Here is a 22,238-nt window from a genome sequence, read left to right as displayed (position 1 = left end):
ATCTACACCTCACAGCGGAATATTATCGTGCTTCTTCCACGGGTTCTCCAACTGCTTGTTCCGCAGCTTCCGTAACCCCAGCGCAATCCGCCGCCGCGTCGAATGCGGGTAGATCACCTCATCGATATATCCCCGCTGCGCCGCGACGAAGGGGTTGGCAAAGCGATCCTCATATTCCTTCGTCCGCTGCGCGATCTTCTCCGGGTCGCCGATGTCGCTGCGAAAGATGATCTCGACCGCGCCCTTCGCGCCCATCACCGCGATTTCGGCAGTCGGCCAGGCATAGTTCAGATCGCCGCGCAGATGCTTCGACGCCATCACGTCATACGCGCCGCCATAGGCCTTGCGCGTGATCACCGTGATCTTGGGCACCGTCGCCTCGGCATAGGCGAACAGCAGCTTCGCGCCATGCTTGATGATGCCGTTATATTCCTGCGCCGTGCCAGGCAAGAAGCCGGGGACATCGACAAAGGTGATGATCGGGATTTCGAACGCGTCGCAGAAACGCACGAAGCGCGCCGCCTTCTTCGACGAATTGATGTCGAGCACCCCCGCCAGCACCAGCGGCTGGTTCGCGACGATGCCGATCGTCCGCCCCTCGATCCGCCCGAAACCGCAGATGATATTGCCCGCATGCGCCGGCTGGACCTCGAAAAAATCGCCCTCGTCGACCGTTTTGCGGATCAGTTCGTGCATGTCATAGGGCTGGTTCGCGTTGGGCGGGATCAGCGTGTCGAGGCTCATCTCCGCACGGTCGAACGGGTCGCTCGTCGGGCGTGCGGGAACCCCGCCGCGGTTGTTTTCGGGCAGATAGTCAAAGAAATCGCGCGCCGCGAGCAGCGCCTCGATGTCATTCTCGAACGCCAGATCGGCGACCGAGCTTTTGGTCGTGTGCGTGATCGCGCCCCCAAGTTCTTCCTGCGTCACCACCTCGTTCGTGACCGTCTTGACAACATCGGGGCCGGTAACGAACATATACGAGCTGTCTTTCACCATGAAGATGAAGTCGGTCATCGCAGGGCTGTAAACCGCGCCGCCCGCGCATGGCCCCATGATGAGCGAAATCTGCGGCACCACGCCTGACGCCAGCACATTCTTCTGGAACACATCGGCATAGCCGCCAAGTGACGCGACGCCCTCCTGGATGCGCGCCCCGCCGCTGTCGTTCAGCCCGATGACAGGCGCGCCGACCAGCATCGCCTTGTCCATCACCTTGCAGATTTTCTCGGCATGGCGCTTCGACAGCGACCCGCCGAACACGGTGAAATCCTGGCTGAAGACGTAGACGAGGCGACCGTTGATCGTCCCCGATCCGGTCACGACGCCGTCGCCCGGGATCTTCTGGTCCTGCATCCGAAATCGACGCAGTCATGCTCGACATAGGTGTCGAGCTCCTCGAACGAGCCCTCGTCGAGCAGCACGTCGAGCCGCTCGCGCGCGGTCAGCTTGCCCTTGCTGTGCTGCGCCTCGATGCGCTTCTGCCCGCCGCCCAGCGCAGCGGCGGCGCGGCGGCGTTCCATTTCGGCGATATTGGCGGACATGCGGCTCTCCCAACGAACTTCAGAATGTCGCTTGCCCGGATACAGGCCGAGAGGCAAATGCGAATTTGCAAAGTTGCAAAGCGATGCTTTGCAAACTATGCTGCCACCGATGGTTCAAAACCGACTCTACGCCGGGCGGCAACTTCGCCAACTTCGGGAAGCCCGCAACCTCCGCCAGTCCGACTTCGCCGCCCAGCTCGGCATCTCGGCCTCCTACCTCAGCCAGATCGAGCATGACGACCGCCCGCTGACCCCCGCCCTTCTCGACCGGCTGCAAAAGCTGTTCCCGCTCGAATGGGAAGAAGTCGCCGCCGACGCCGGCGACCGCCGCGCGGCAGCGCTCCGCGAAGCCGCCGCCGATCCGCTGTTCGCCGCAGCGCCCCTGCCCCCCGAGCAGATCGAACGCGCGGCGCTGCAACAACCGCAGTTCGCCGACCAGTTCGTTGCGCTCCACGCCGCCTATCGCCGTGCGGGGCAGCGGCTTCAGATCATCGACGAGGCGCTGACCGGCGGCATCGCCGAAGGCAGCCGCCTGCCGTGGGAAGAAGTGCGCGACTGGTTCCACGACGCGGGCAATTATGTCGACAGCATCGACCGCGCGGCAGAGGCATTGGCGGAGCAATTGCGCGGCAAAGCCCCCTCCCCCGCGATCGAGACGATCGAACGCCGGCTGCGCGATGCGCTCGGCATCTCGATCGTCTATCAGCAAACCCAAGCCTTGCGCGATTTCGACGCGACGATGCGCCATTTGGTGATCGACCCGTCACAGCCTGCCGAAAGCCGCCGATTTCAGCTCGCGCACCAGCTTGCCGCACTGGCGCTGGCGCGCGAGATCGCGGCGGTGGTCGAAGCGTCGCCGCTTCGCACCGCGGCGGCGCGGCAACTGCTCCACGTCGGCCTCGCCAACTATGCCGCGGGCGCCGTCCTCATGCCCTATGCCCCCTTTCGCGCCAGCGCGCGGGCGGTGCGCCACGACATCGACCGGCTGCGGCTCGAATATGGCGTGAGTTTCGAGCAGGCGTGCCACCGCCTCTCGACGCTCCAGCGCCCCGGCGCGCGCGGCATTCCCATGTTCTTCTGCCGCGTCGACATGGCGGGCAACATCACCAAGCGCCACAGCGCGACGCGGTTGCAATTCGCGCGTTTCGGCGGCGCCTGTCCCTTGTGGATCGTCCATGAGGCGGTCGCGATCCCCGATCGCATCCTGTTCCAGCTCGCCGAGACGCCCGACGGCCTGCGCTATGTGTCGATGGCAAAGGGCTTGGTGAAGCCGTCGGGAAGCTATGCCCGCGCGCCTCGTCGCTACGCGGTCGCACTGGGGTGCGAGGCGCAATATGCAGGCGACTTTGTCTATGCCGACGGAGTCGATGTCGCCGCGCCCCAGGCCGCGACGCGCATCGGCCTGTCGTGCCGCATCTGCCCGCGCGACGATTGCGACCAGCGCGCCTTCCCGCCAAGCGACCGGCCGATTTTGGTCGATCCCGATCGGCGCGATGTGGTGCCGTACCGGATTGGATGACGATTGGCGTCGCCCCCGCCTGCGCGGGGGCGACGTTGTAACACTATTTCAACAACACCAGCTCTTCGGCCATGCTCGGATGCAGCGCGACCGTCGCGTCGAAATCGGCCTTGGTCAGCCCCGCCTTCACCGCGATGGCCGCCGCCTGAAGTATCTCCGGCGCGTCCGGGCCGATCATGTGCAGCCCGACGACCTGGTCGGTCGCGGCATTGACGATCATCTTGTAGAGCGCGCGCTCGTTGCGTCCCGCGAGGACATTTTTCATCGCGCGAAAATCGCTGGTGTAGACGCGGACCGAACCAAGCTTGTTGCGCGCCTCCGCCTCGGTCATCCCGACCGCGCCGATCGGCGGGTGGCTGAACACCGCGCTCGGGACATTGGCATAATCCACCACCGTCGGATGGCCGCCGAACACCGAGTCGGCAAACGCCTGCCCCTCGCGGATCGCCACCGGAGTCAGCTGGATGCGGTTGGTGACGTCGCCGACCCCATAGATGCTGGGCACCGACGACTGGTTGTGCTCATCGACCCTGATCGCACCCGTTGGGTCGAGATCGACTCCGACCTCATCGAGACCCAGCCCCTTGGTGTTGGGCACGCGCCCGGTCGCGACCAGCACCGCGTCGGCAACGATCGGTTCGCAACCGCCGAGATAGATCGTCAACGTTCCGTCGTCGTTTTTCTCGATCTTCTCGAACGGCGCGTTGAACTTGAAATCGATGCCCTTGGTCATCGAAATCTGGAGCAGCCGGTCGCGGATCTGCTCGTCATAGCCGCGCAGGATCGTGTCGCCGCGGTTGACGATCGTGACCTTGCTGCCGAATTCGTTGAAAATGCCCGCGAACTCATTGGCGATATAGCCTCCGCCCGCGATCACGACGCGCCTCGGCAGCGTTTCGAGGTGAAAAACCTCATTCGAGGTGATCGCGTGTTCGCTGCCCGGAAAATCCGGCACATGCGGCCATCCGCCAGTCGCGATCAGGATGCGCTCGGCGGTCAGCTCCTGCCCGTCGGCAAGGCGCACCGTTTGCGGCGCGACGACGGTGGCGCGGGTCTTGAAGACCCTGACCTTGTGGTTATCGAGCGTCTGCCCATAAAGGCCTTCGAGCCGGTCGACCTCGGCGAGCACATTGTCGCGTAGCACGTCCCAGTCGAAGCGGCAGTCGGGCACCTCCCAGCCGAACTTGCGCGCGTCTTTCAGATCCTCGGCGAAATGCGCGCCATAGACGAGCAGCTTCTTCGGTACGCAGCCGCGGATGACGCAGGTCCCGCCGACCCGGTGCTCCTCCGCCACCGCGACGCGCGCGCCGTGCGACGCCGCGATGCGCGATGCGCGCACGCCGCCCGAACCGGCGCCGATGACAAACAGGTCGAAGTCGAAATCGGACATGGAGAACCCCTGCTATGGACAGGCCGCAGTTCGCAGCCCGCGCCTATGTGGTTACGCGCGGCCGCGATGCCAATCGATTTCTGCGTTCAGCCTAATCGCCGAGCGCCGCCTTCATCAGCGCCTGCGTCGCTGGATCGAAGTCGACCGTCCCTTCGGCAAGCCCCTTCGCCATCTCCTTGCCCAGCTCGACGCCGAACTGGTCGAACGGATTGACGCCGAGCAGCACCGCATTGGCAAAGACGCGATGCTCGTAAAAGGCGATCAGCGCGCCGAGGCTGCGCGGGCTCACCTGATCGAGCAAAATCGTCGTCGAGGGCCGGTCGCCGGGATATGCGCGCGCGCGATCGTCGCTCGCGCGCCCCGCCATCAGCGCCGCACCCTGCGCAATGCAATTGGCAACGAGTGTTTCGTGATGCGCGTCGTCGAGCAGATGATCGGGCTCGCGCGCGACAATGAACTCGACCGGCACCAGGTGCGTGCCCTGATGGAGCAGCTGGAACACCGCGTGCTGCGCATCGGTGCCGACGCCACCCCAGGTGACCGGGGCGCTATGCTGCGCGAGCGGCGCGCCGTCCAGCGTCACCGACTTGCCGTTCGATTCCATCTCGAGCTGTTGCAGATAGGCGGGAAGCAGGCGCAGCCGCTCGTCATAGGCGAAGACCGCGCGCGTCTGACAGCCGAGACGGTTTGCATAGACCTGGTCGGCAAAGGCGGCGAGCAGGCAGATATTGTCGGCGCCGTCGGCAAGGCGGAAGTGGCGGTCCATCTCCGCCGCGCCTTCGAGCAGGTCGGCGAAGGCGTCCCAGCCGAGCGCGAGCGCCGCGGGGAAGCCGATCGACGACCAGAGCGAATAGCGCCCGCCGACCGTCTCGCTGAACGGCAGGATGCGCGTTTCGTCGATCCCCCATTCCATCGCACGGCCCGGATTGGCGGTCAGCGCGATGAAGCGGCCGACGGGGTCGGCGACCCCCGCTTCGTCAAGCCATTGCAGCGCCGAATTGGCGTTCAGCAAGGTTTCGGTCGTCGTGAAGGTCTTGGACGCAACGGCGACGAGCGTATGTTCGGGACTGAACTTTGCAAAGGCTTCGTCAAGTGCGGCGCCATCGACGTTCGAGACGACCGCGACGTCATAGCGGTCGCTGTGGCGGCCAAGCGCATCGACGAGCAAATCGGGACCAAGCGCCGATCCGCCGATGCCGATGTGCAGCAGGTGGCGGATCTCGCCGAACGCCCCCGCTTCGATCGCGTCGATCATCATCCGCATTCTTTGGTGCAGGGCCTGCGCAGCATGGACCGATTCGGGTGCTCCATCGCCGCGCTCGGCGCTGTGCTCGGCGGCGCGATTCTCCGTGGGATTGGCGATACCGCCCGAAAACAGCGTCTTGCGCCGCCCGCCGAAATCCTGCGCTTCGGCAAGGTTCGCCAGAATGGCGATCGCGGCGGCGTCGAGGTGCGTCTTGGCAAAGTCGAAGCGGATGTCGGCGACATTGCGCACCAGCGCCTGCAAGCGCGCATCGGGATCGGCGGCGACCAGATCGGTGAGCTTTTGCGGTTGCCAGTCGGCAAGGGCCTGCCAGGCGTCGGAGGCAATCGTCATTGAATCTTCCTTGGTTTTCCGTTCGTGTCGAGCGAAGTCGAGACACCCCGAAGCGTGGCACCACGGCGATGGCCACCTCGACTTCGCCCGATGCGAACGGGGGTGAGATGTCGGCCCTTCTCTAGGCCCGGCACCCGCGCCGCGCCAGCGTCATCCGCCGATATTTGCTTGACGTGGCATCCTATTCATCGCCAATGCCGCGGCATGACCGAAGCCAGCATTGCCGCCGATAATTCGCCCTCGCCGTCCGCGCCGACGCCCGCTCCCGCTTCGGCGAAGGAAGAAGCCGTCGACACGGTGCGCTTCCTCGCGCTGCTCGCGATCGCGGTGCTGGTGTTCCGCAGCTTTTTCCTGTCGCCCTTCAACATTCCGTCGGAATCGATGCAGCCGCGGCTGCTGATCGGCGACTATCTGCTCGTGAACAAGATGGCCTATGGCTATTCGAAATACAGCCTGCCGTTCAGCGTTCCGCTGATCCCTGGCCGCATATTTCCGCGCACGCCCGAACGCGGCGATGTCGTGGTGTTCAAGGCGCCACCGAACGCCGACAATGATTATATCAAGCGCGTGATCGGCCTGCCCGGCGACAGTGTCGAACTGCGCGACGGTATCGTGTGGCTCAACGGCGAGCCGCTTCCGCGCGAACCCATGCCCGATTTCGTGATCCCCGTGACGCCGAACATGATCGAGGCAGCGCGCGCATCGGGCACCTTGCCCTGCTATGCGATGGAGTTCGAGGAGGTCGGTTCAGATGGTCGGCGCCAGTGCCGATACAAGCAGTTCCGCGAAACGCTCCCGAACGGGAAAAGCTATGCAATTCTCGACATCGTGCCGATCGCCGAGGACAACACGCCGCTCATCATCGTGCCCGAAGGCCATTTGTTTCTGATGGGCGACAACCGCGACCGCAGCGCCGACAGCCGCTTTCCCGCGATCGAAAATCAGGGCATCGGCCTGGTTCCCGAAGAAAATCTGGTCGGCCATGCCCTTGTCGGCATGTTCTCGACCGACGGGTCGGCGAGCTGGCTGAATCCGATCAGCTGGTTCACCGCGGCGCGCTGGGATCGCATTGGGGACGGTTTTTGAGCGATCCTCTGAATACCGAGGCGCTGGCCGACATTATCGGCTGCATCCCGGATGATCTGACGCTCTACGACCTTGCGCTGACGCACGGCAGCACCGGGCGCGCAGACTATCAACGGCTGGAGTTTCTGGGTGACCGCGTGCTCGGGCTTGTCCTGGCGTCCGAACTCTATACGCGCTTTCCGGCGGCGAGCGAGGGCGAGATGTCGTCGCGGCTGCACGTGCTCGCATCGGGGGCGACCTGCGCCGCAATCGCGCAGCGGCTCGACCTGCCCGCGCTGATCCGTTTCGGCGCGCAGGCGCGGAGCGATGGCGGCCGCCACAGCGACAATATCGCCGCCGATGCGATCGAGGCGCTGATCGGGGCGCTCTTCCTCGAACGAGGCATCGAGGCAGCGCGTACTTTCATCCTCGCTCAGTGGGGCGCACTGATCGACGGCCAACAGGCCGCGCCGAAGCACCCCAAGGCGGCGCTCCAGGAATGGGCGCTCGCGCGCGGCCGCCGCCCGCCCGAATATGAAATCGTATCGCGCGAAGGCCCCGACCACGCCCCGCGATTCCGCATCGCGGTGAGCATCGGCAAGCTCGCGCGTGCCGAGGCGCAGGGCGCATCCAAACAGGCGGCCGAAAAAGCGGCGGCGGCGGCGCTGCTCGCCGAACTCGAAGGACAGGAAAAATGACCCAGCGCTGCGGTTTTGTCGCCGTCGTCGGTGCGCCCAATGCAGGCAAATCGACCCTCGTAAACGCGCTGGTCGGGCAGAAGGTCGCCATCGTGAGCCCCAAGGCGCAGACAACGCGCACGCGGCTGATGGGCGTCGCGATGGAGGGCGAGACGCAGATCGTCCTGATCGACACGCCCGGAATCTTTGCTCCTGCCCGCCGACTCGACCGCGCGATGGTCGCCGCCGCATGGGGTAGTCTCGAGCAGGCCGAGGCTATCCTTGTCATGGTCGACGCGGCCGCGAAACCGACGGGCCGGGTCGAGCGCGTGCTCGACGGGATCGCGAACCGGCCCGAAAAAAAATATCTGATCCTGAACAAGGTCGACCTGACCAGAAAGGACAAGCTTCTCACCCTCGCGACCGACCTCAATGCGAAGCTGACGTTCGACGAGACCTTCTTCATCGCCGCGAGCAGCGGCGACGGTGTGCCCGAACTCAAGGCCCATCTTGCCGGGATGATGCCGGAAGGGCCGTGGCACTTCCCCGAAGACGAGGTGAGCGACGCCCCCGAAAGGATGCTCGCGGCCGAAATCACCCGCGAACAGCTTTACCGCCAGCTCCACGAGGAGTTGCCCTATCAGTCGACCGTCGAGACCGAGCTGTTCAGGATGCGCCCCGACGGCAGCGCCGAAATCCACCAGCAAATCTATGTCGCGCGCGACAACCAGCGCGCGATCGTGCTCGGCAAGGGCGGCGCCCGCATCAAGGAAATCGGCGCGCGCGCGCGCGCCGAACTGACCGAGCTGATGGGCCGCAAGGTCCACCTGTTCCTGCACGTCAAGGTGAAGGAAAACTGGGATGAGGACCGCAGCGTCTATCGTGACATGGGGCTTGACTGGGTGGATTGACGCCCCGCCCTCGTCATCCCCGCCAACGCGGGAATGACGATCAAGGAGGGCGCTACTCGGCCGCCGTCTTCCTGGCGGGTGCCTCCTTCGCCGCAGCTTTCTTCGCAGCCGCCTTTTTCTTCGGCGCCGCCTTCTTCTTGCCCTTCACCGGGCCCTTCGCCGCGCGTGCGTCGATCAGCGCGATCGCCTCTTCCATCGTCAGCGTCGCCGGGTCGGTGGTCTTGGGCAAGGTGGCGTTGGTCGTGCCGTCGGTGACATAGGGACCATAGCGCCCTTCCATCAGCTTCATCTCGCCGCCGCTCGTCGGGTGCGGGCCAAAGGTGTTGAGCGGTTCGGCCTTTGCACGCCCGCGTCCGCCGCCATTCGCCGCCTCGGCGATACGGACGACCGCGGCGTTCATGCCGATGTCAAAGATTTCGGCGGTGCCGCCCAGCTTCGCATATTTGCCATCGTGGAGCAGATAGGGGCCGTAGCGACCCAGGCCGGCCATGATCGGCTTGCCGCTTTCGGGATGCACCCCGACCTCGCGCGGCAGGCTGAGGAGCCGGAGCGCATAGTCGAGGTCGAAATCCTCCGCCGGGATGTCCTTGGGGATCGACGAGCGTTTTGCCTCACTCCCCTCGCCGAGCTGGATGTATGGACCGAAACGTCCGCTGCGCTTCGTGACCTCCAGCCCGCTTTCGGGATCGGTGCCCAGCGTCTCGGGTCCGTTATCCGCCTCGCCATTACCACCTGACTGCGCGAATTTGCGCGTGAACTTGCAGTCGGGATAGTTGCTGCACGCGATGAATGGCCCGAACTTGCCGCCACGCAGCGCCAACCGCCCGGTGCCGCAATTGGGGCAGAGCCGGGGGTCGCTACCGTCGCTCTTGTCGGGGAAGAGATAGGGACCGAGGAACTCGTCGAGCGCCGCGGTAATCTCCGATGGCTTCTGCTCCATCACCTCGCCGGTGCGCGGCTTGAAGTCGCGCCAGAAGCGTTCGAGCACCGCCTGCCACTGCGCGCGGCCGCCTGATACGTCGTCCAGCTCTTCCTCAAGCTCCGCCGTGAAATCATAGCCGACATAACGTTCGAAGAAGCGTTCGAGGAAGGCGGTGAGCAGCCGACCACTCTCTTCGGGAATGAAGCGGTTCTTCTCGACCCGCACATAGTCGCGATCCTTCAGTACCTGAAGGATCGAGGCATAGGTCGACGGTCGCCCGATGCCGAGTTCCTCCATCTTCTTGACGAGGCTCGCTTCCGAATAGCGTGGCGGAGGCTGCGTTTCGTGCCTCTCGACTTCGACGCCGGTTTTCGCCGGCGCATCTCCCTTCGCCATCGCCGGCAGCAGGCGCGCATCCTCGTCCTCTGCATCGTCGCGGCCTTCATCATAGAGAGCAAGGAAGCCCGGAAACTTCACCACCTGCCCCGTCGCGCGCAGCGTCGTCTTGCCGGTGCCATCGCTCAATTCGACACTGGTGCGTTCGAGCCGCGCCGACGCCATCTGGCTGGCGAGCGCGCGCTTCCAGATCAGCTCGTAGAGCCGCGCATGGTCACCGCCGCCCACCTTGTCCTTGCCGAAATCGGTGGGGCGGATGGCCTCATGCGCTTCCTGCGCATTTTTCGCCTTGGTCTGATACTGCCGCGGCTTGTCCGGGACATAGCCGCCATCGTAGCGCGTCGCGATCGCCTTGCGCGCGGCGCTGATCGCGCTGCCGTCCATCTGGACGCCGTCGGTCCGCATATAGGTGATCGCGCCATCTTCGTAGAGCGCCTGCGCGATGCGCATCGTGTGGCTCGCCGAAAAACCCAGCTTGCGCGCAGCCTCCTGTTGCAGGGTCGAGGTGGTGAAGGGCGGCGGCGGGTTGCGGGTCAGGGGCTTCGTCTCGACCGTATCGACGGTGAAATGGCCCGCCTTCACGTCGGCTTCGGCCGCGCGCGCATCGGCTTCGGAGGTGATCGAGAGCCGCTCGATCTTGTCGCCCCTCCAACGCGACAGCCGCGCCTTGAAGGGCGTGCCGCCCATTTCGAACAGACCGGTCACCGACCAGTATTGCTGCGCAACAAAGGCCTCGATCTCGCGCTCGCGTTCGACGACGAGGCGCAGCGCGACCGACTGGACCCGCCCCGCCGACTTGGCACCGGGCAGCTTGCGCCACAGCACCGGCGACAATGTGAAACCAACCAGATAGTCGAGCGCGCGGCGTGCGCGATAGGCGTCGATCAGGTCGGTGTCGAGCTCGCGCGGATGCCTCATCGCGTCAGTCACCGCCTGCTTGGTGATCGCATTGAACGTCACGCGATCGACGGCCGCGGGCAGCGCCTTTTTGCTGCGCAGCAATTCCTGCACATGCCAGCTGATCGCCTCGCCCTCGCGATCGGGGTCGGTCGCGAGGATCAGGCGGTCGGCGCCCTTGGCGGCGTCCGAAATCTCCTTCAGCCGCTTCGCCTTGTCGGGATAAAGCTGCCACTGCATTGCAAAGCCGTCGTCGGGATCGACCGAGCCGTCCTTCGGCGGCAAGTCGCGGACATGGCCATAACTGGCCAGCACCTTGAAATCGCGACCGAGATATTTCTCGATCGTTTTCGCCTTTGCCGGCGATTCCACAATTACCAATTGCATTAAAAAACTATCCCCGTCACCGGCTCTCGCATGTACGCGCGAGGGTGGCGGGGATAGCTTGATTCCGTCAAGCCGGATTTTGCGTCACCCGTTCTGCCATTTGAAATCGGCGGGCAGGATACATTTTCCGGCGTCGTAATTGCCGACGCTGCGGATGATTTCATTTTCGTCGGGTTCGATTCGGCGACCGCTGATCTGGCTGTCGATCACCCGGCGGACCAGCGTGTCGAGGCGGGTGACGAGGTAACAGTCGATCGCCGGCGGCGCGTGCGGATTGCCGACGCCGCTGTCGTCGGTCAGGAACCGGCTGCGCATCATAGACCTCCCCATCCATGTGATGTCATATCATCATTACGGTCAACCGCTGAACTGTGGCTGAACTGCGACGAAGGGATAACGCGGCGACAACCGCCCGCTGTGCGATGCTTCACAGGAGTGAGATTTTGGCGCCCGCGTGGCGCTCGATCCGTCCGGCGAGTTCGAGTTCGAGTAGCACGAGCTGGACGGCTGCGGCGTCCTGTCCCGACTGCCGCACCAGCTCGTCAACCGTCACTGGCGTGGGGCCAAGCAGGTCGACGAGAGCCTGCCGCTCGTCATTGGCAGGCTCAGTCACCGGGGGTACGAAAAAGGCGCGAACTGGCTCGCGCACCATGCGGCGGTCGATCGGTCCGATCGCCTCGATCACCTCGTCGGCCGTCTGGATCAGCGTCGCCCCGTCGCGGATCAACTGGTTGCAACCCTGCGCGCGCGGGTCGAGCGGCGAGCCTGGCACCGCCATTACTTCGCGGCCATAATCGCCCGCGCGGCGCGCGGTGATGAGCGAGCCCGATTTCGGTGCCGCCTCGATCACCAGCGTGCCATGCGCCAGTCCGGCGATGATCCGGTTACGTGACGGAAAATGCCGCGCCAGTGGTTCGGTGCCCGGCGGCTGTTCGGCGATCAGCAGCTGGTCGGCTGCGATCCTTTCCTGGAGCGCGGCGTTTTCAGGCGGAAAGGCGATGTCGATCCCGCTTGCGATGACCCCCGCCGTCGCGCCGCCGAGCGCGCCGACATGCGCCGCGGTATCGACGCCGCGCGCGAGGCCGCTCACCACGGTCACCCCCTTTTCCGCGAGGTCGGCAGCGATCTGGCGCGCGAAGCGGCACGCGATGGCCGACGCATTGCGCGCGCCGACGATCGCAACGCACGGACGATGCAGCATCGCCGTATCGCCGCGAACAACGATAACCGGCGGCGCGCCTTCGACGTCGCGCAGCAGCGGCGAATACTCATCCTCGTCACTGAATATATGCCTTGCGCCAAGCGCCGCGACGCGCTCGATCTCGCGCTCGGCGACCTCGGCGGGCGCGATCCGCGCCTTGCCCGCCCCGCCACGCAGCACGAGGTCGGGCAAGGCGTCGAGCGCCGCTTCGCCCGAACCGAAACGCTCCATCAACTGGTGCCAGCTGACCGGGCCGACGTGCGGGGTGCGGATAAGCCGCAGACGCGCCAGCCGCTCGGCGTCCTTCATGCGCGCTCTTTCGCGGCGCCGACGCGCGGCTCTGTCCCGGCGCGCAGCCGCGCGATATTCTCGCGGTGCCGCCAGAGCACGATCACCGCAAGCCCGGCGAGTCCGACGGCGTAAACCGGATAGTCGAACGCAAACGCCGCAACTGGGGCCGACACCGCGCCGAGCATCCCGCCGAGCGAGGAGAAACGCAGCAGCAACACGGTGCCAAGCCACACCGCCGCAAAGATCAGGCCGATGGGCCAGGCAAGCGCGAGTGCAAGACCAAGCAGCGTGGCAACGCCCTTGCCGCCGCGAAACTTCAGCCACACCGGATAGCAATGACCGATCATCGCCGCGGCGCCCGCGATCATCGCAGCATGATCGCCAAGCTGGGGCACGAAATGCCGTGCGAGCAACACCGCCGCCGCGCCCTTCGCGCCGTCGAGCAGCAGGGTCGCCGCCGCCAGCCCCTTGCGGCCGGTGCGCAGCACATTGGTCGCGCCGATATTGCCCGACCCGATCTGCCGCAAGTCGCCCGCGCCGAATGCGCGCGTCAGCAGGACGCCGAAGGGAATGGAACCGAGCAGATAACCGCCGGCGATCAACAGATAGATGGTCATCTCACTCCTCGTTATGTTGTGCCCTTTTGGCTGGGTTGGGGAAAGCAATCAACGGATTCGGACACATCGCCATCCGAAATGGATAAACCCGTCATCTCGGCTAAAGCCGCGATGACGGATATGATTGAGAGGCTTGGCATCGCCTGCTAGGCGAAAACCATGCACCCACCCGCCCCCGACGCGCCCATCCTCTTCTTCGACAGCGGTCTCGGCGGGCTCTCCGTGCTTGGCCCGACGCGCGCGCTGCTGCCAACCGCGCCGATCGTCTATGCCGCCGACTATGCCGGTCTGCCCTATGGCAGGAAAAGCAACGAAGAGCTGGCCGCGCGCGTCCCGGCCTTGCTTGGGCGGCTCGTCGAGCGGTACCAGCCGCGCCTCGCCGTCATCGCGTGCAACACCGCCTCGACAATCGCCCTCGGTCATGTCCGCGCCGCGCTCGACCTGCCGATCGTCGGCACCGTTCCCGCGATCAAGCCTGCGGCCGAAATGACGAAAAGCGGCGTGATCGGCGTACTCGGAACCGAGGCGACGGTGCGCCAACCCTATGTCGACGACCTGAGCGCGCGTTTCGCGGGTGGCAAGACGGTGCTGCGCCACGGCAGCCCCGGCCTCGTCACCGGCGCCGAAGCCAGGTTGCGGGGCGAGACGGTCGATCCCGAGGTCATAGCCCGCGCGGTCGCGGGACTTCGCGATCAGCCTCGCGGCGACGCGATCGACGTCGTCGTGCTCGCCTGCACCCATTTTCCACTCCTCAAGGACGAACTGCAGGCGGGTTTCGGCCGCGGCGTCGCCTTGATCGATGGCGCGGAGGGGATTGCGCGGCGCATCGCGCATCTGACCGACGGGCAAGCCTGGCCCGCCATCGCCGTGCCGGGTATCGCGGTTTTCACGCGCAGCGACGAAAGGCCGCCGCCGCCGCTCGCCGTGCTCGCGCCCTATGGCATCGGGTCGATCGAGACGGTCTGATCGGACAATTTGTCCCAGGACTGCGAATCGTTCGCACTGGCCTTCGGCGCTTTTCGGCGTTATTGGCCCGCATGTTAACAGCCGCCTGGGAAGCGGCGCCCAGAGCTTTACTGGCACCTGACTGCGGGGCTGAAACGTGAATTACAACGATATTTTCGCTCGCGCGATCGACCGGCTGCATGAAGAGGGACGCTACCGCGTCTTTATCGATATCCTGCGCAACAAGGGGGCTTATCCCAACGCGCGCTGCTTTGCGGGACACAACGGGCCAAAACCGATCACCGTGTGGTGCTCGAACGACTATCTTGCGATGGGCCAGCATCCGAAGGTCATCGAGGCGATGGAAGCGGCGCTGCACGACGTCGGCGCCGGGTCGGGCGGAACGCGCAACATCGGCGGCAACACGCACTATCACATCGACCTCGAGGCCGAACTCGCCGACCTGCACGGCAAGGAGGGCGCGCTGCTCTTCACATCGGGCTATATCTCGAACGAGGCGACGCTCGGCACGCTGGGCAAGCTGCTCCCGAACTGCATCATCTATTCGGACGAACTCAACCACGCTTCGATGATCGCGGGTATCCGCAATTCGGGCTGCGAAAAGCGCGTGTGGCGGCACAACGACCTGGAGCATCTCGAGGAACTGCTCGCCGCCGACGATCCCGAGGCGGCAAAGCTGATCGCGTTCGAAAGCGTCTACTCGATGGACGGCGATGTCGCCCCGATCCACGCGATCTGCGATCTTGCAGAGAAATATAACGCGCTTACCTATTGCGACGAAGTCCATGCCGTCGGCATGTACGGCCCGCGCGGCGGCGGCATCACCGACCGCGACGAGGCCGCGCACCGCGTGACGATCATCGAGGGGACGCTCGGCAAGGCGTTTGGCGTGATGGGCGGCTACATCGCCGCCGACAGGAATATCGTCGACGTGATCCGCTCCTATGCGCCGGGCTTCATCTTCACGACCAGCCTCTCGCCCGTGCTTGTCGCCGGGGTGCTCGCGAGTGTGCGTCACCTGAAGCAATCGAGCGTCGAGCGCGACGCGCAACAGGCAGCTGCCGCCTATCTCAAGCAATGTTTCCGCGACGCGGGCCTGCCGGTGATGGATTCGACGACGCACATCGTCCCGCTGATGGTTGGCGACCCGGTGCGCGCAAAGAAGATCAGCGACATATTGCTCGCCGAATATGGCGTCTATGTCCAGCCGATCAATTTCCCGACCGTGCCGCGCGGCACCGAACGCCTGCGCTTCACCCCCGGCCCCGCGCATGACGAAGCGATGATGCGCGAGTTGACCAGCGCGCTCGTCGAAATCTGGGACCGGCTGGAATTGCAGCTCCAGAAGGCGGCGTGACCGAAGCGCCCGGTTTCGATGAGGTTGTCGTCGGGCGTCGCTCGATCCGCGGCTTCCTCGACAAGCCCGTTTCCAAAGAGCTGATCGCGGAAATCATCGCCGTGGCGATGCGCGCGCCGTCGTCGTTCAACAACCAGTGCTGGAACTTTTCGGTCGTCACGGGCGCGCCGCTCGACGCCATCCGCCGCGGCAACACCGAGGGCGTCCTGGCGGGCAAGCCCGACAGCCGCGAGTTTCGCCGTTTCGACAAGGTGCCCGACGCACATCGCGGTCGCCAGATCGAGATCGCCAAACAGCTCTTCGGCGCCATGGGCATCGCGCGCGACGACAAGGACGCGCGGCAGGACTGGGTGCTGCGCGGCTTTCGCCAGTTCGACGCGCCGGTCAGCATCGTCGTCACCTATGACCGCGTCCTGCTGGGCAGCGACATCGCGCCCTTCGACTGCGGCGCGGTCACCAACGCGCTGGTCAACGCCGCCTGGTCGCGCGGGCTGGGCTGCGTCATCAACAGCCAGGGCATCATGCAAAGCCCGGTGGTGCGCGAACATGCGCGCATCCCCGACGATCAGGTCATCATGATCTGCGTTGCGATGGGCTGGCCCGACGCCGATTTTCCGGCGAACGCGGTGGTGTCGAACCGCAAGAGCATCGAAGAGGCCGTGCGTTTCGTGGGGTTCGACGATTGATCGTTGGCGGCGATTGATACTTGTGCGAATCGAGTCGTCCGCTAGGCTCCCCTCCGCCCCGCGCGCTCCCCGACACAAAGGTTTCCATGGCCGTTCAACGCTATAGCTATACCGCGATCGCGCTCCACTGGCTGATCGCGCTGCTCCTCGCCTTTCAGGTCGCGCTCGGCTGGGCGCTCGAAGGCGATAACAGTCCCGAGCTGTTTCAGCGGTTCCAGCTTCACAAATCGGTCGGCATCGCGATCCTGCTGCTCAGCCTCCTCCGCCTTGCGACCCGTTTCGTCATGCCGCGCCCGCCGGCGTCCGACGGGCCGACATGGACGCGCGCGCTGGCAGGCATCGTCCACAGCCTTTTCTATGTCGTGATGATCGTCGGCCCGCTCACCGGCTGGCTGCTCGTATCGACGGCGAAGATTCAGGTGCCGACCTTGCTGTTCGGTATGGTGCCCTGGCCGCACCTTCCCGTCGGTCGCGGCTGGCATGAGCCTGCCGAGGTGATCCACGAGACAATGGCGTGGCTGGCGATCGGGCTGTTCCTGCTGCATGTCGCGGGCGCGCTCCGTCACCAGTGGTTGCTCGGCAAGCCCGAGCTTCAGCGGATGATCCCGTCGGCGCGCGGCAAAGCCGTGGGGGCCGTCTTGATCGCACTGGCGTTCGTCGGCGGCGCCTTCGCCGTGGGTTCAAGCGTCTATCCCGACCGCGACCGGGCCGCGCCCGCCGAACCGGCCATGTCCAATACAGCACAGACCGCGCCCGTCGCGCCTCCCGCGCCGATCGAGGCCGAAAAGACGGAAGCGGACGAAGCCCCTGACAGCGATCCCGCTGCCGAGCCCGAAGACACGGCAGAGCCCCTCGCCGACTGGTCGGTGGCGCCGGGCGGGCGCCTTGGCTTCACCGCGCGCTGGAATGGCGAGGCGGTCGAGGGGCGCTTCGATCGCTGGCGCGCCGACATCCGGTTCAGTCCCGACCATCTCACGGGGTCGCGCATCAAGGTGACGGTCGACCTCGCCTCGGCCGACACCGGCGACGGCCAGCGCGACGATTCGCTGAAGGGCAGCGATTTCTTCGATACCGCCGCACATCCCAGCGCAATCTTCACCGCGCGCGACGTTCGTAAGCTTGGTGGTGACCGCTATGCGGCGCGCGGCACGCTCGAGCTGCGCGGCGCCGCCAGGCCGGTGACGCTGCGCTTCACGCTGGGGATCGAGGGCGACCGCGCGCGCGTCAACGGCACGGCGCGGATCGACCGCACGGCGTTCGGGGTCGGTCAGGGCGAATGGGCAGCGACCGATGCGATTCCGGCGGAAGTCGATATCGCCTTTGCCTTCACTGCGACGCGGCAGTCAGGCTGACGGGGGCCGCGCAACAATCCGGTCCGCACCCGCCACGCTTCGACAAGAGAAGGGAATTGAGGGGGTGCCGCCATTTGCAGGCCGCCAGGGCGGAATGTCGATACAGACCGGCGCACGACGCCCTAATCCCGGCAATAACCCTCGCCCGGCTTGACGATCAGGCATTCGGTCTTGCCCGCGAGATATTTGAGCCCCGTCTCGTCGCCGCTGGCACGGCGCAGGGTCAGGTCTTCGCCGCCGCGCGTAAACTGGATCCCATGCTCGCTGTCGGTGCCGTCATAGGTGCCCCTGGTGTCGAGGTCCGACTGCATTTCCAGCTTGTATTGGCCGGGCCCGGCAGGCGTGATCGTCGCATACATGCCTTCGACGCCGGTCCACTTGCCCGTCCAGCTCGCAAAGCGGTGCGGTGCGGTTGCGTCCACTTCCTCGGCCGGAACCGTGTCGACCGGAAACGTTTCAGTCGTGGTCGTTTCGGCGGGCGCCGGCGCCTCGGCCTTTTCGCAGCCGGTGAGCAGCATCGCGGCAGAAGCCGCCGCCATCGTCAGACTCTTGTGCATCGTCTCTCTCCTTTGCGACGCAAACGCCCGATGAGCGCAAAGTTTCCTATTCGCTGATGATTTCGGCGAATTGCAGCGGATCGACATTGCCGCCTGACAGGGTGACGAGCGTCGCGTCGGTCGGCGTCACCTTGCCCGCCAGCACTGCCGCCAGCGCCGCCGCGCCGCCGGGTTCGATGACCAGGTGCAGCCTTTCAAAGGCGAGGCGCATCGCGTCGCGCACTTCGCTGCGCGTCACGACGACCCCGCGGACACCGCGCGCCCGAAGCACCGCAAAGTTGATCGGCCATGTTTCGGGCGTCTGGAGCGCGTCGCATTCGGTAGGAAAGGACATATCCTCGACGCTCAGTATCTCTCCCGCGGCCAGACTGCGCGTCACATCATCCCACCCCTCAGGCTCGACGGCGATCACCTGTGCGTCGGGGCAGGCGAGCGCCAGCCCGGCCGACAGCCCGCCGCCGCCGCAACAGGCGACGATCCGGTCGGGGCCGTCGATCCCGCGTGCGCGCATCTGCATCGCCGCCTCGATCCCCGCGCTCCCCTGCCCCTCGATGATCCACGGATCACCATAGGCATGAACCAGCGTCCCGCCGCGCTCGGCGAGCAGCTTTGCCGCGACGGCATCGCGCGATTCGGTAACGCGGTCATAGAGCACGACTTCCGCTCCCAGCCTGCGCGTCGCTGCGAGTTTCATCGCGGGGGCGTTGCCCGGCATGACGATCGTGGCGCGGATACCGAGCCGCTTCGCCGCCCAGGCGACCCCCTGCGCATGATTGCCGCTGGACACACCGACCACGCCCGCCGCCGCCTGTTCGGGCGTCAGGTCGGTCAGCCGGTGCCACGCGCCGCGGATCTTGAACGCGCCGACGGGCTGGAGCGATTCGGCTTTGCACCAGATGGTGCGGCCGTCGACCTCGAGCGGCAGCAGCGGCGTCTGCGGGAGCAAGGCAGCAACCTTGGCCGCAGCGCGTTCCACCCCTGCGAGCGAGGGGGCGCGGTTCGGGTCGAGCAGCGGGGCGAGCGCAGGATCGGGGCTTTGCTGTATCATGGCTTCGTCCTATAGGGCCGGGCATACAAGACAAGGCGGCAACGGTCCGCGACAGGAGATTTTTCGATGAGCAAGGTTCTGGTGATCGGCGCAGGCGGCGTCGGTTCGGTCGCGGTGCACAAGATGGCGATGAACTCCGACATCTTTCCCGACATCACCCTCGCCAGCCGCCGCAAGTTCAAGTGCGACGCGATTGCCGGGTCGGTGAAGGCGCGTACCGGCGTCACGATCAAGACCGCCGAGGTCGACGCCGACCATATCGACGCGACCGCGGCGCTGATCCGTCAGATTGGCGCCACGCACGTCGTCAATCTTGCGCTGCCTTATCAGGATCTGACGATAATGGAGGCGTGCCTTTCGACCGGCGCGCATTATCTCGACACCGCAAATTACGAACCGCGCGACGAGGCGAAGTTCGAATATCACTGGCAATGGGCCTATCACGACCGCTTCAAGGACGCGGGCCTGATGGCGCTGCTCGGCTCGGGCTTCGACCCCGGCGTGACGAGCGTGTTCACGACCTGGCTTCGCAAGCATCATTTCGACCGCATCGACACGCTCGACATCCTCGACTGCAACGGCGGCGATCACGGCCAGCATTTCGCGACCAACTTCAACCCCGAAATCAACATTCGTGAAGTCACCGCGGTCGCGCGCCACTGGGAAAATGGCGACTGGGTCGAAACGCCCCCGATGTCGGTGAAGCAGCAGTTCCATTTCGAAGGCGTGGGGCCGAAGAATATGTACCTCATGTATCATGAGGAGATCGAAAGCCTGAAAACGCATTTGCCCGAAATCAAGCGCATCCGTTTCTGGATGACCTTTGGCGACGCTTATATCCAGCACCTTACCGTGCTCCAGAATGTCGGCATGACGCGGATCGATCCGGTGGTCTACGAGGGCAAGGAGATCGTTCCGCTCCAGTTCCTCAAAGCCGTGCTCCCCGAACCGGCGAGCCTTGGCGGGACGACGAAAGGCAAGACCAATATCGGCGTCATCGCGACCGGCCTTGGCAAGGATGGCAAGGAAAAGACGCTCTACCTCTACAATATCTGCGACCATGAGGATGCCTATGCAGAAACGGGCAATCAGGCGGTCAGCTACACCACCGGCGTTCCCGCGATGATCGGCGCCGCAATGATGGTCACCGGTACGTGGGGCGGCGCGGGCGTCTTCAACATGGAACAGATGGACCCCGATCCCTTCATGGACATGCTGATGAAACATGGTCTGCCGTGGCAGGTGAAGGAACTGGACGCGCCGCTCGATTTCTGACGACCTGCCGCCGCTATCGTCATCCCCGCGAAGGCCGGGATCGCACCCCATGGGTTGGACATCTCGGCGAGATCCCGGCCTTTGCCGGGATGACGACATCTGAAGGCCGGTGCGTTGAAGGGACGTAGAATGAGATTTTCCATCCTTGTCGCGGCGACGCTCGCCGCCCTCTCCACCCCCGCTGCCGCCCAATCCGAAGACCCTTACGCCCCCGCGCGCGCGATCGTCGCCGACATCGGCAAGATCGTGACGCCGAACGGCGTTCAGGAAACCTTTGAGGTCACGCTCGGTGGCGCGCGGCAGGTCGTAAACGTGCGCGGCGCCGACCGGGACAATCCGATCCTGATCTTTGTCCACGGCGGCCCCGGCGCCGTCGAAATGCCGTTCGCCTGGGCTTTTCAGCGTCCATGGGAAGACGTCTTCACCGTCGTTCATTACGACCAGCGGGGCGCCGGGCGAAGCTATCCGCTGAACGACCCCGAAGCGTTGGCCCGGACCATGACGCCCGAACGCTATCGCGACGATGCAATCGAACTGATCGAGCATCTGCAAAAGCGGTATGGGAAGAAAAAGGTCGTGCTGATGGGGCACAGCTGGGGTTCGATCGTCGGCCTGTCGGTCGCGCTGAAGCGTCCCGACCTGTTGCACGCCTATGTCGGCGTCGGGCAGGGCATAGATTTCCGCAAAGGCGAAAAGGCCGGTATGGCGTGGACACGCGCCAAGGCGCTGGCCGACGGGAATAAGGAGGCCGTCGCCGCCATCGAGGCGCTCGCGCCCTATCCGCAGGGAGAGTTCACCATCGCCAAGGCCGATGGCTGGCGCAAATATGCGATTCCCTACGGATCGCTGATGTACAACAAGCCCGACCTGAAACGCTATTTCCAGACTCCGCTGCTTTCGCCCGAATATGGCCCCGACGACATCGGGGCATGGGGGAAGGGCAGCGCGTTTTCGGTGGCGACGCTGTGGCCGCGGCTCGCCGACGTCAGCTTCAAGTCGGTACGCAAGATGGAGGTACCGATCGTCCTCCTGCTAGGACGGCACGATTATACCGTGCCTTCGCCGGTAGCAGCCGACTGGTTCGCGAAGGTCGAGGCGCCCTCGAAAAGGCTCGTTTGGCTCGAACATTCGGCCCATATGCCGATGGTTGAGGAGCCGGGGCGTTTCTTTGCGGCGCTGCTTCGCGACGTTCTTCCCCTGACGGACGCGGAAGCGACACCATGACCGCCTATCTCGCGCCGATCGGCCTTCTGTTCCTGTCCAACATCTTCATGACCTTTGCCTGGTATGGGCAGCTTGGCGCCGTGTCGCGGCCGATGTGGCTTGCGATAGTGATCGCCTGGGGCATAGCCTTTTTCGAATACTGCCTCGTTATCCCCGCCAACCGCATCGGCTATGGCGTCTACACGGCGGCCGAACTCAAGACCTTGCAGGAAATCGTCACGCTGGTCATATTCGCCGGCTTCGCGGTCTTCTGGCTCGGAGAAAGGCTGACCGTGAACCATCTCGTCGGCTTCGGACTGATTGCGGCGGGGGCGTTTTTCATCTTCAAGGGGCCGATTGCGGCCTGACAGAAAGCCAATAGC

19 protein-coding genes and 1 pseudogene are annotated in these 22,238 nt (G+C 65.0%); 11 read left to right on the top strand and 9 right to left on the bottom strand.

Annotation, left to right across the window (positions count from 1 at the left end):
- Nucleotides 1-9: 9 nt before the first annotated feature.
- A pseudogene (locus SALA_RS06140) lies at nucleotides 10-1,541 on the bottom strand (acyl-CoA carboxylase subunit beta).
- 109 nt (nucleotides 1,542-1,650) lie between these two features.
- Between SALA_RS06140 and SALA_RS06135 the strand changes: the two are divergent.
- Nucleotides 1,651-3,060, top strand: coding sequence for a helix-turn-helix domain-containing protein (locus SALA_RS06135; protein WP_041383133.1), 1,410 nt, complete (start codon nucleotides 1,651-1,653; stop codon nucleotides 3,058-3,060).
- Nucleotides 3,061-3,103: 43 nt separating this feature from the next.
- Here the strand turns inward: SALA_RS06135 and gor are convergent, their stop codons facing one another.
- Complete coding sequence (gene gor, locus SALA_RS06130; protein WP_011541517.1) at nucleotides 3,104-4,450, bottom strand: glutathione-disulfide reductase; 1,347 nt, start codon at nucleotides 4,448-4,450, stop codon at nucleotides 3,104-3,106.
- Nucleotides 4,451-4,541: 91 nt separating this feature from the next.
- Nucleotides 4,542-6,047 carry a glucose-6-phosphate isomerase gene (gene pgi, locus SALA_RS06125; protein ID WP_011541516.1) on the bottom strand — a complete coding sequence of 502 codons (1,506 nt, stop codon included), beginning with the start codon at nucleotides 6,045-6,047 and terminating at the stop codon, nucleotides 4,542-4,544.
- A gap of 204 nt (nucleotides 6,048-6,251) precedes the next feature.
- On the opposite strand from pgi, the gene lepB reads away from it, so the two are divergent.
- Genes lepB through era form a run of 3 tightly spaced genes read left to right on the top strand, consistent with a single transcriptional unit; the run spans nucleotide 6,252 to nucleotide 8,700 of the window.
- Nucleotides 6,252-7,133 (top strand): signal peptidase I, encoded by an 882-nt coding sequence (gene lepB, locus SALA_RS06120; RefSeq protein WP_011541515.1) that lies wholly within the window; start codon nucleotides 6,252-6,254, stop codon nucleotides 7,131-7,133.
- Nucleotides 7,130-7,810, top strand: coding sequence for a ribonuclease III (rnc, locus tag SALA_RS06115; protein ID WP_011541514.1), 681 nt, complete (start codon nucleotides 7,130-7,132; stop codon nucleotides 7,808-7,810). Before lepB ends, rnc begins: the two co-directional genes overlap by 4 nt.
- Nucleotides 7,807-8,700 (top strand): GTPase Era, encoded by an 894-nt coding sequence (era, locus tag SALA_RS06110; protein ID WP_011541513.1) that lies wholly within the window; start codon nucleotides 7,807-7,809, stop codon nucleotides 8,698-8,700. The genes rnc and era overlap by 4 nt, the downstream gene beginning before the upstream one ends.
- 52 nt (nucleotides 8,701-8,752) lie before the next feature.
- Here era and topA read toward each other — a convergent pair whose 3' ends face one another.
- The 4 genes from topA to plsY all read right to left on the bottom strand — a co-directional run bounded on the left by topA (nucleotide 8,753) and on the right by plsY (nucleotide 13,411).
- On the bottom strand, nucleotides 8,753-11,302 hold the full coding sequence (gene topA, locus SALA_RS06105) for a type I DNA topoisomerase (protein WP_011541512.1): 2,550 nt from the start codon (nucleotides 11,300-11,302) through the stop codon (nucleotides 8,753-8,755).
- Nucleotides 11,303-11,386: 84 nt separating this feature from the next.
- Nucleotides 11,387-11,620, bottom strand: coding sequence for a hypothetical protein (locus SALA_RS06100; protein WP_041383132.1), 234 nt, complete (start codon nucleotides 11,618-11,620; stop codon nucleotides 11,387-11,389).
- A 109-nt stretch (nucleotides 11,621-11,729) separates the two neighbouring features.
- A complete protein-coding gene (gene dprA, locus SALA_RS06095; RefSeq protein WP_011541510.1) occupies nucleotides 11,730-12,812 on the bottom strand; it encodes a DNA-processing protein DprA in 1,083 nt (360 codons plus the stop codon).
- A complete protein-coding gene (gene plsY / locus SALA_RS06090; RefSeq protein ID WP_011541509.1) occupies nucleotides 12,809-13,411 on the bottom strand; it encodes a glycerol-3-phosphate 1-O-acyltransferase PlsY in 603 nt (200 codons plus the stop codon). The genes dprA and plsY overlap by 4 nt, the downstream gene beginning before the upstream one ends.
- Nucleotides 13,412-13,570: 159 nt before the next feature.
- Here plsY and murI point away from each other — a divergent pair, with 159 nt between their 5' ends.
- The 4 genes from murI to SALA_RS06070 all read left to right on the top strand — a co-directional run bounded on the left by murI (nucleotide 13,571) and on the right by SALA_RS06070 (nucleotide 17,772).
- Complete coding sequence (gene murI, locus SALA_RS06085) at nucleotides 13,571-14,377, top strand: glutamate racemase (protein ID WP_011541508.1); 807 nt, start codon at nucleotides 13,571-13,573, stop codon at nucleotides 14,375-14,377.
- A gap of 136 nt (nucleotides 14,378-14,513) precedes the next feature.
- Entirely contained in the window at nucleotides 14,514-15,734 is a 1,221-nt protein-coding gene (gene hemA / locus SALA_RS06080; RefSeq protein ID WP_011541507.1) for a 5-aminolevulinate synthase, read from the top strand.
- A complete protein-coding gene (locus tag SALA_RS06075) occupies nucleotides 15,731-16,420 on the top strand; it encodes a nitroreductase (RefSeq protein ID WP_011541506.1) in 690 nt (229 codons plus the stop codon). Before hemA ends, SALA_RS06075 begins: the two co-directional genes overlap by 4 nt.
- Before the next feature lie 86 nt (nucleotides 16,421-16,506).
- Nucleotides 16,507-17,772, top strand: coding sequence for a YceI family protein (locus tag SALA_RS06070; RefSeq protein WP_011541505.1), 1,266 nt, complete (start codon nucleotides 16,507-16,509; stop codon nucleotides 17,770-17,772).
- 122 nt (nucleotides 17,773-17,894) lie between these two features.
- Here the strand turns inward: SALA_RS06070 and SALA_RS06065 are convergent, their stop codons facing one another.
- Nucleotides 17,895-18,329, bottom strand: a complete 435-nt coding sequence (locus SALA_RS06065) for a hypothetical protein (RefSeq protein ID WP_011541504.1) — start codon at nucleotides 18,327-18,329, stop codon at nucleotides 17,895-17,897.
- A gap of 46 nt (nucleotides 18,330-18,375) precedes the next feature.
- Entirely contained in the window at nucleotides 18,376-19,377 is a 1,002-nt protein-coding gene (locus SALA_RS06060) for a threonine ammonia-lyase (protein ID WP_011541503.1), read from the bottom strand.
- A gap of 66 nt (nucleotides 19,378-19,443) precedes the next feature.
- On the opposite strand from SALA_RS06060, the gene SALA_RS06055 reads away from it, so the two are divergent.
- From SALA_RS06055 to SALA_RS06045, 3 genes are all read left to right on the top strand, one after another.
- Entirely contained in the window at nucleotides 19,444-20,652 is a 1,209-nt protein-coding gene (locus tag SALA_RS06055; RefSeq protein WP_011541502.1) for a saccharopine dehydrogenase family protein, read from the top strand.
- Nucleotides 20,653-20,781: 129 nt separating this feature from the next.
- Nucleotides 20,782-21,876, top strand: coding sequence for an alpha/beta fold hydrolase (locus tag SALA_RS06050; RefSeq protein ID WP_011541501.1), 1,095 nt, complete (start codon nucleotides 20,782-20,784; stop codon nucleotides 21,874-21,876).
- On the top strand, nucleotides 21,873-22,223 hold the full coding sequence (locus tag SALA_RS06045) for a DMT family protein (protein WP_011541500.1): 351 nt from the start codon (nucleotides 21,873-21,875) through the stop codon (nucleotides 22,221-22,223). The genes SALA_RS06050 and SALA_RS06045 overlap by 4 nt, the downstream gene beginning before the upstream one ends.
- Nucleotides 22,224-22,238: the final 15 nt, after the last annotated feature.

The organism is Sphingopyxis alaskensis RB2256 (assembly GCF_000013985.1).
Lineage (GTDB): Bacteria > Pseudomonadota > Alphaproteobacteria > Sphingomonadales > Sphingomonadaceae > Sphingopyxis > Sphingopyxis alaskensis.
The sequence above is the reverse complement of the archived record's forward strand: the minus strand, read 5'-3'. Positions and strand labels throughout refer to the sequence as shown.

Bases quoted from the DNA above. Each gene is read 5' to 3' on its own strand.
- dprA (WP_011541510.1), bottom strand. From the start codon at position 12,812: ATGAAGGACGCCGAGCGGCTGGCGCGTCTGCGGCTTATCCGCACCCCG.
- plsY (WP_011541509.1), bottom strand. From the start codon at position 13,411: ATGACCATCTATCTGTTGATCGCCGGCGGTTATCTGCTCGGTTCCATT.
- murI (WP_011541508.1), top strand. From the start codon at position 13,571: ATGCACCCACCCGCCCCCGACGCGCCCATCCTCTTCTTCGACAGCGGT.
- pgi (WP_011541516.1), bottom strand. From the start codon at position 6,047: ATGACGATTGCCTCCGACGCCTGGCAGGCCCTTGCCGACTGGCAACCG.
- SALA_RS06070 (WP_011541505.1), top strand. From the start codon at position 16,507: ATGGCCGTTCAACGCTATAGCTATACCGCGATCGCGCTCCACTGGCTG.
- lepB (WP_011541515.1), top strand. From the start codon at position 6,252: ATGACCGAAGCCAGCATTGCCGCCGATAATTCGCCCTCGCCGTCCGCG.
- era (WP_011541513.1), top strand. From the start codon at position 7,807: ATGACCCAGCGCTGCGGTTTTGTCGCCGTCGTCGGTGCGCCCAATGCA.
- gor (WP_011541517.1), bottom strand. From the start codon at position 4,450: ATGTCCGATTTCGACTTCGACCTGTTTGTCATCGGCGCCGGTTCGGGC.
- SALA_RS06135 (WP_041383133.1), top strand. From the start codon at position 1,651: ATGGTTCAAAACCGACTCTACGCCGGGCGGCAACTTCGCCAACTTCGG.
- topA (WP_011541512.1), bottom strand. From the start codon at position 11,302: ATGCAATTGGTAATTGTGGAATCGCCGGCAAAGGCGAAAACGATCGAG.
- SALA_RS06100 (WP_041383132.1), bottom strand. From the start codon at position 11,620: ATGATGCGCAGCCGGTTCCTGACCGACGACAGCGGCGTCGGCAATCCG.
- SALA_RS06055 (WP_011541502.1), top strand. From the start codon at position 19,444: ATGAGCAAGGTTCTGGTGATCGGCGCAGGCGGCGTCGGTTCGGTCGCG.
- SALA_RS06045 (WP_011541500.1), top strand. From the start codon at position 21,873: ATGACCGCCTATCTCGCGCCGATCGGCCTTCTGTTCCTGTCCAACATC.
- SALA_RS06065 (WP_011541504.1), bottom strand. From the start codon at position 18,329: ATGCACAAGAGTCTGACGATGGCGGCGGCTTCTGCCGCGATGCTGCTC.
- SALA_RS06060 (WP_011541503.1), bottom strand. From the start codon at position 19,377: ATGATACAGCAAAGCCCCGATCCTGCGCTCGCCCCGCTGCTCGACCCG.
- SALA_RS06050 (WP_011541501.1), top strand. From the start codon at position 20,782: ATGAGATTTTCCATCCTTGTCGCGGCGACGCTCGCCGCCCTCTCCACC.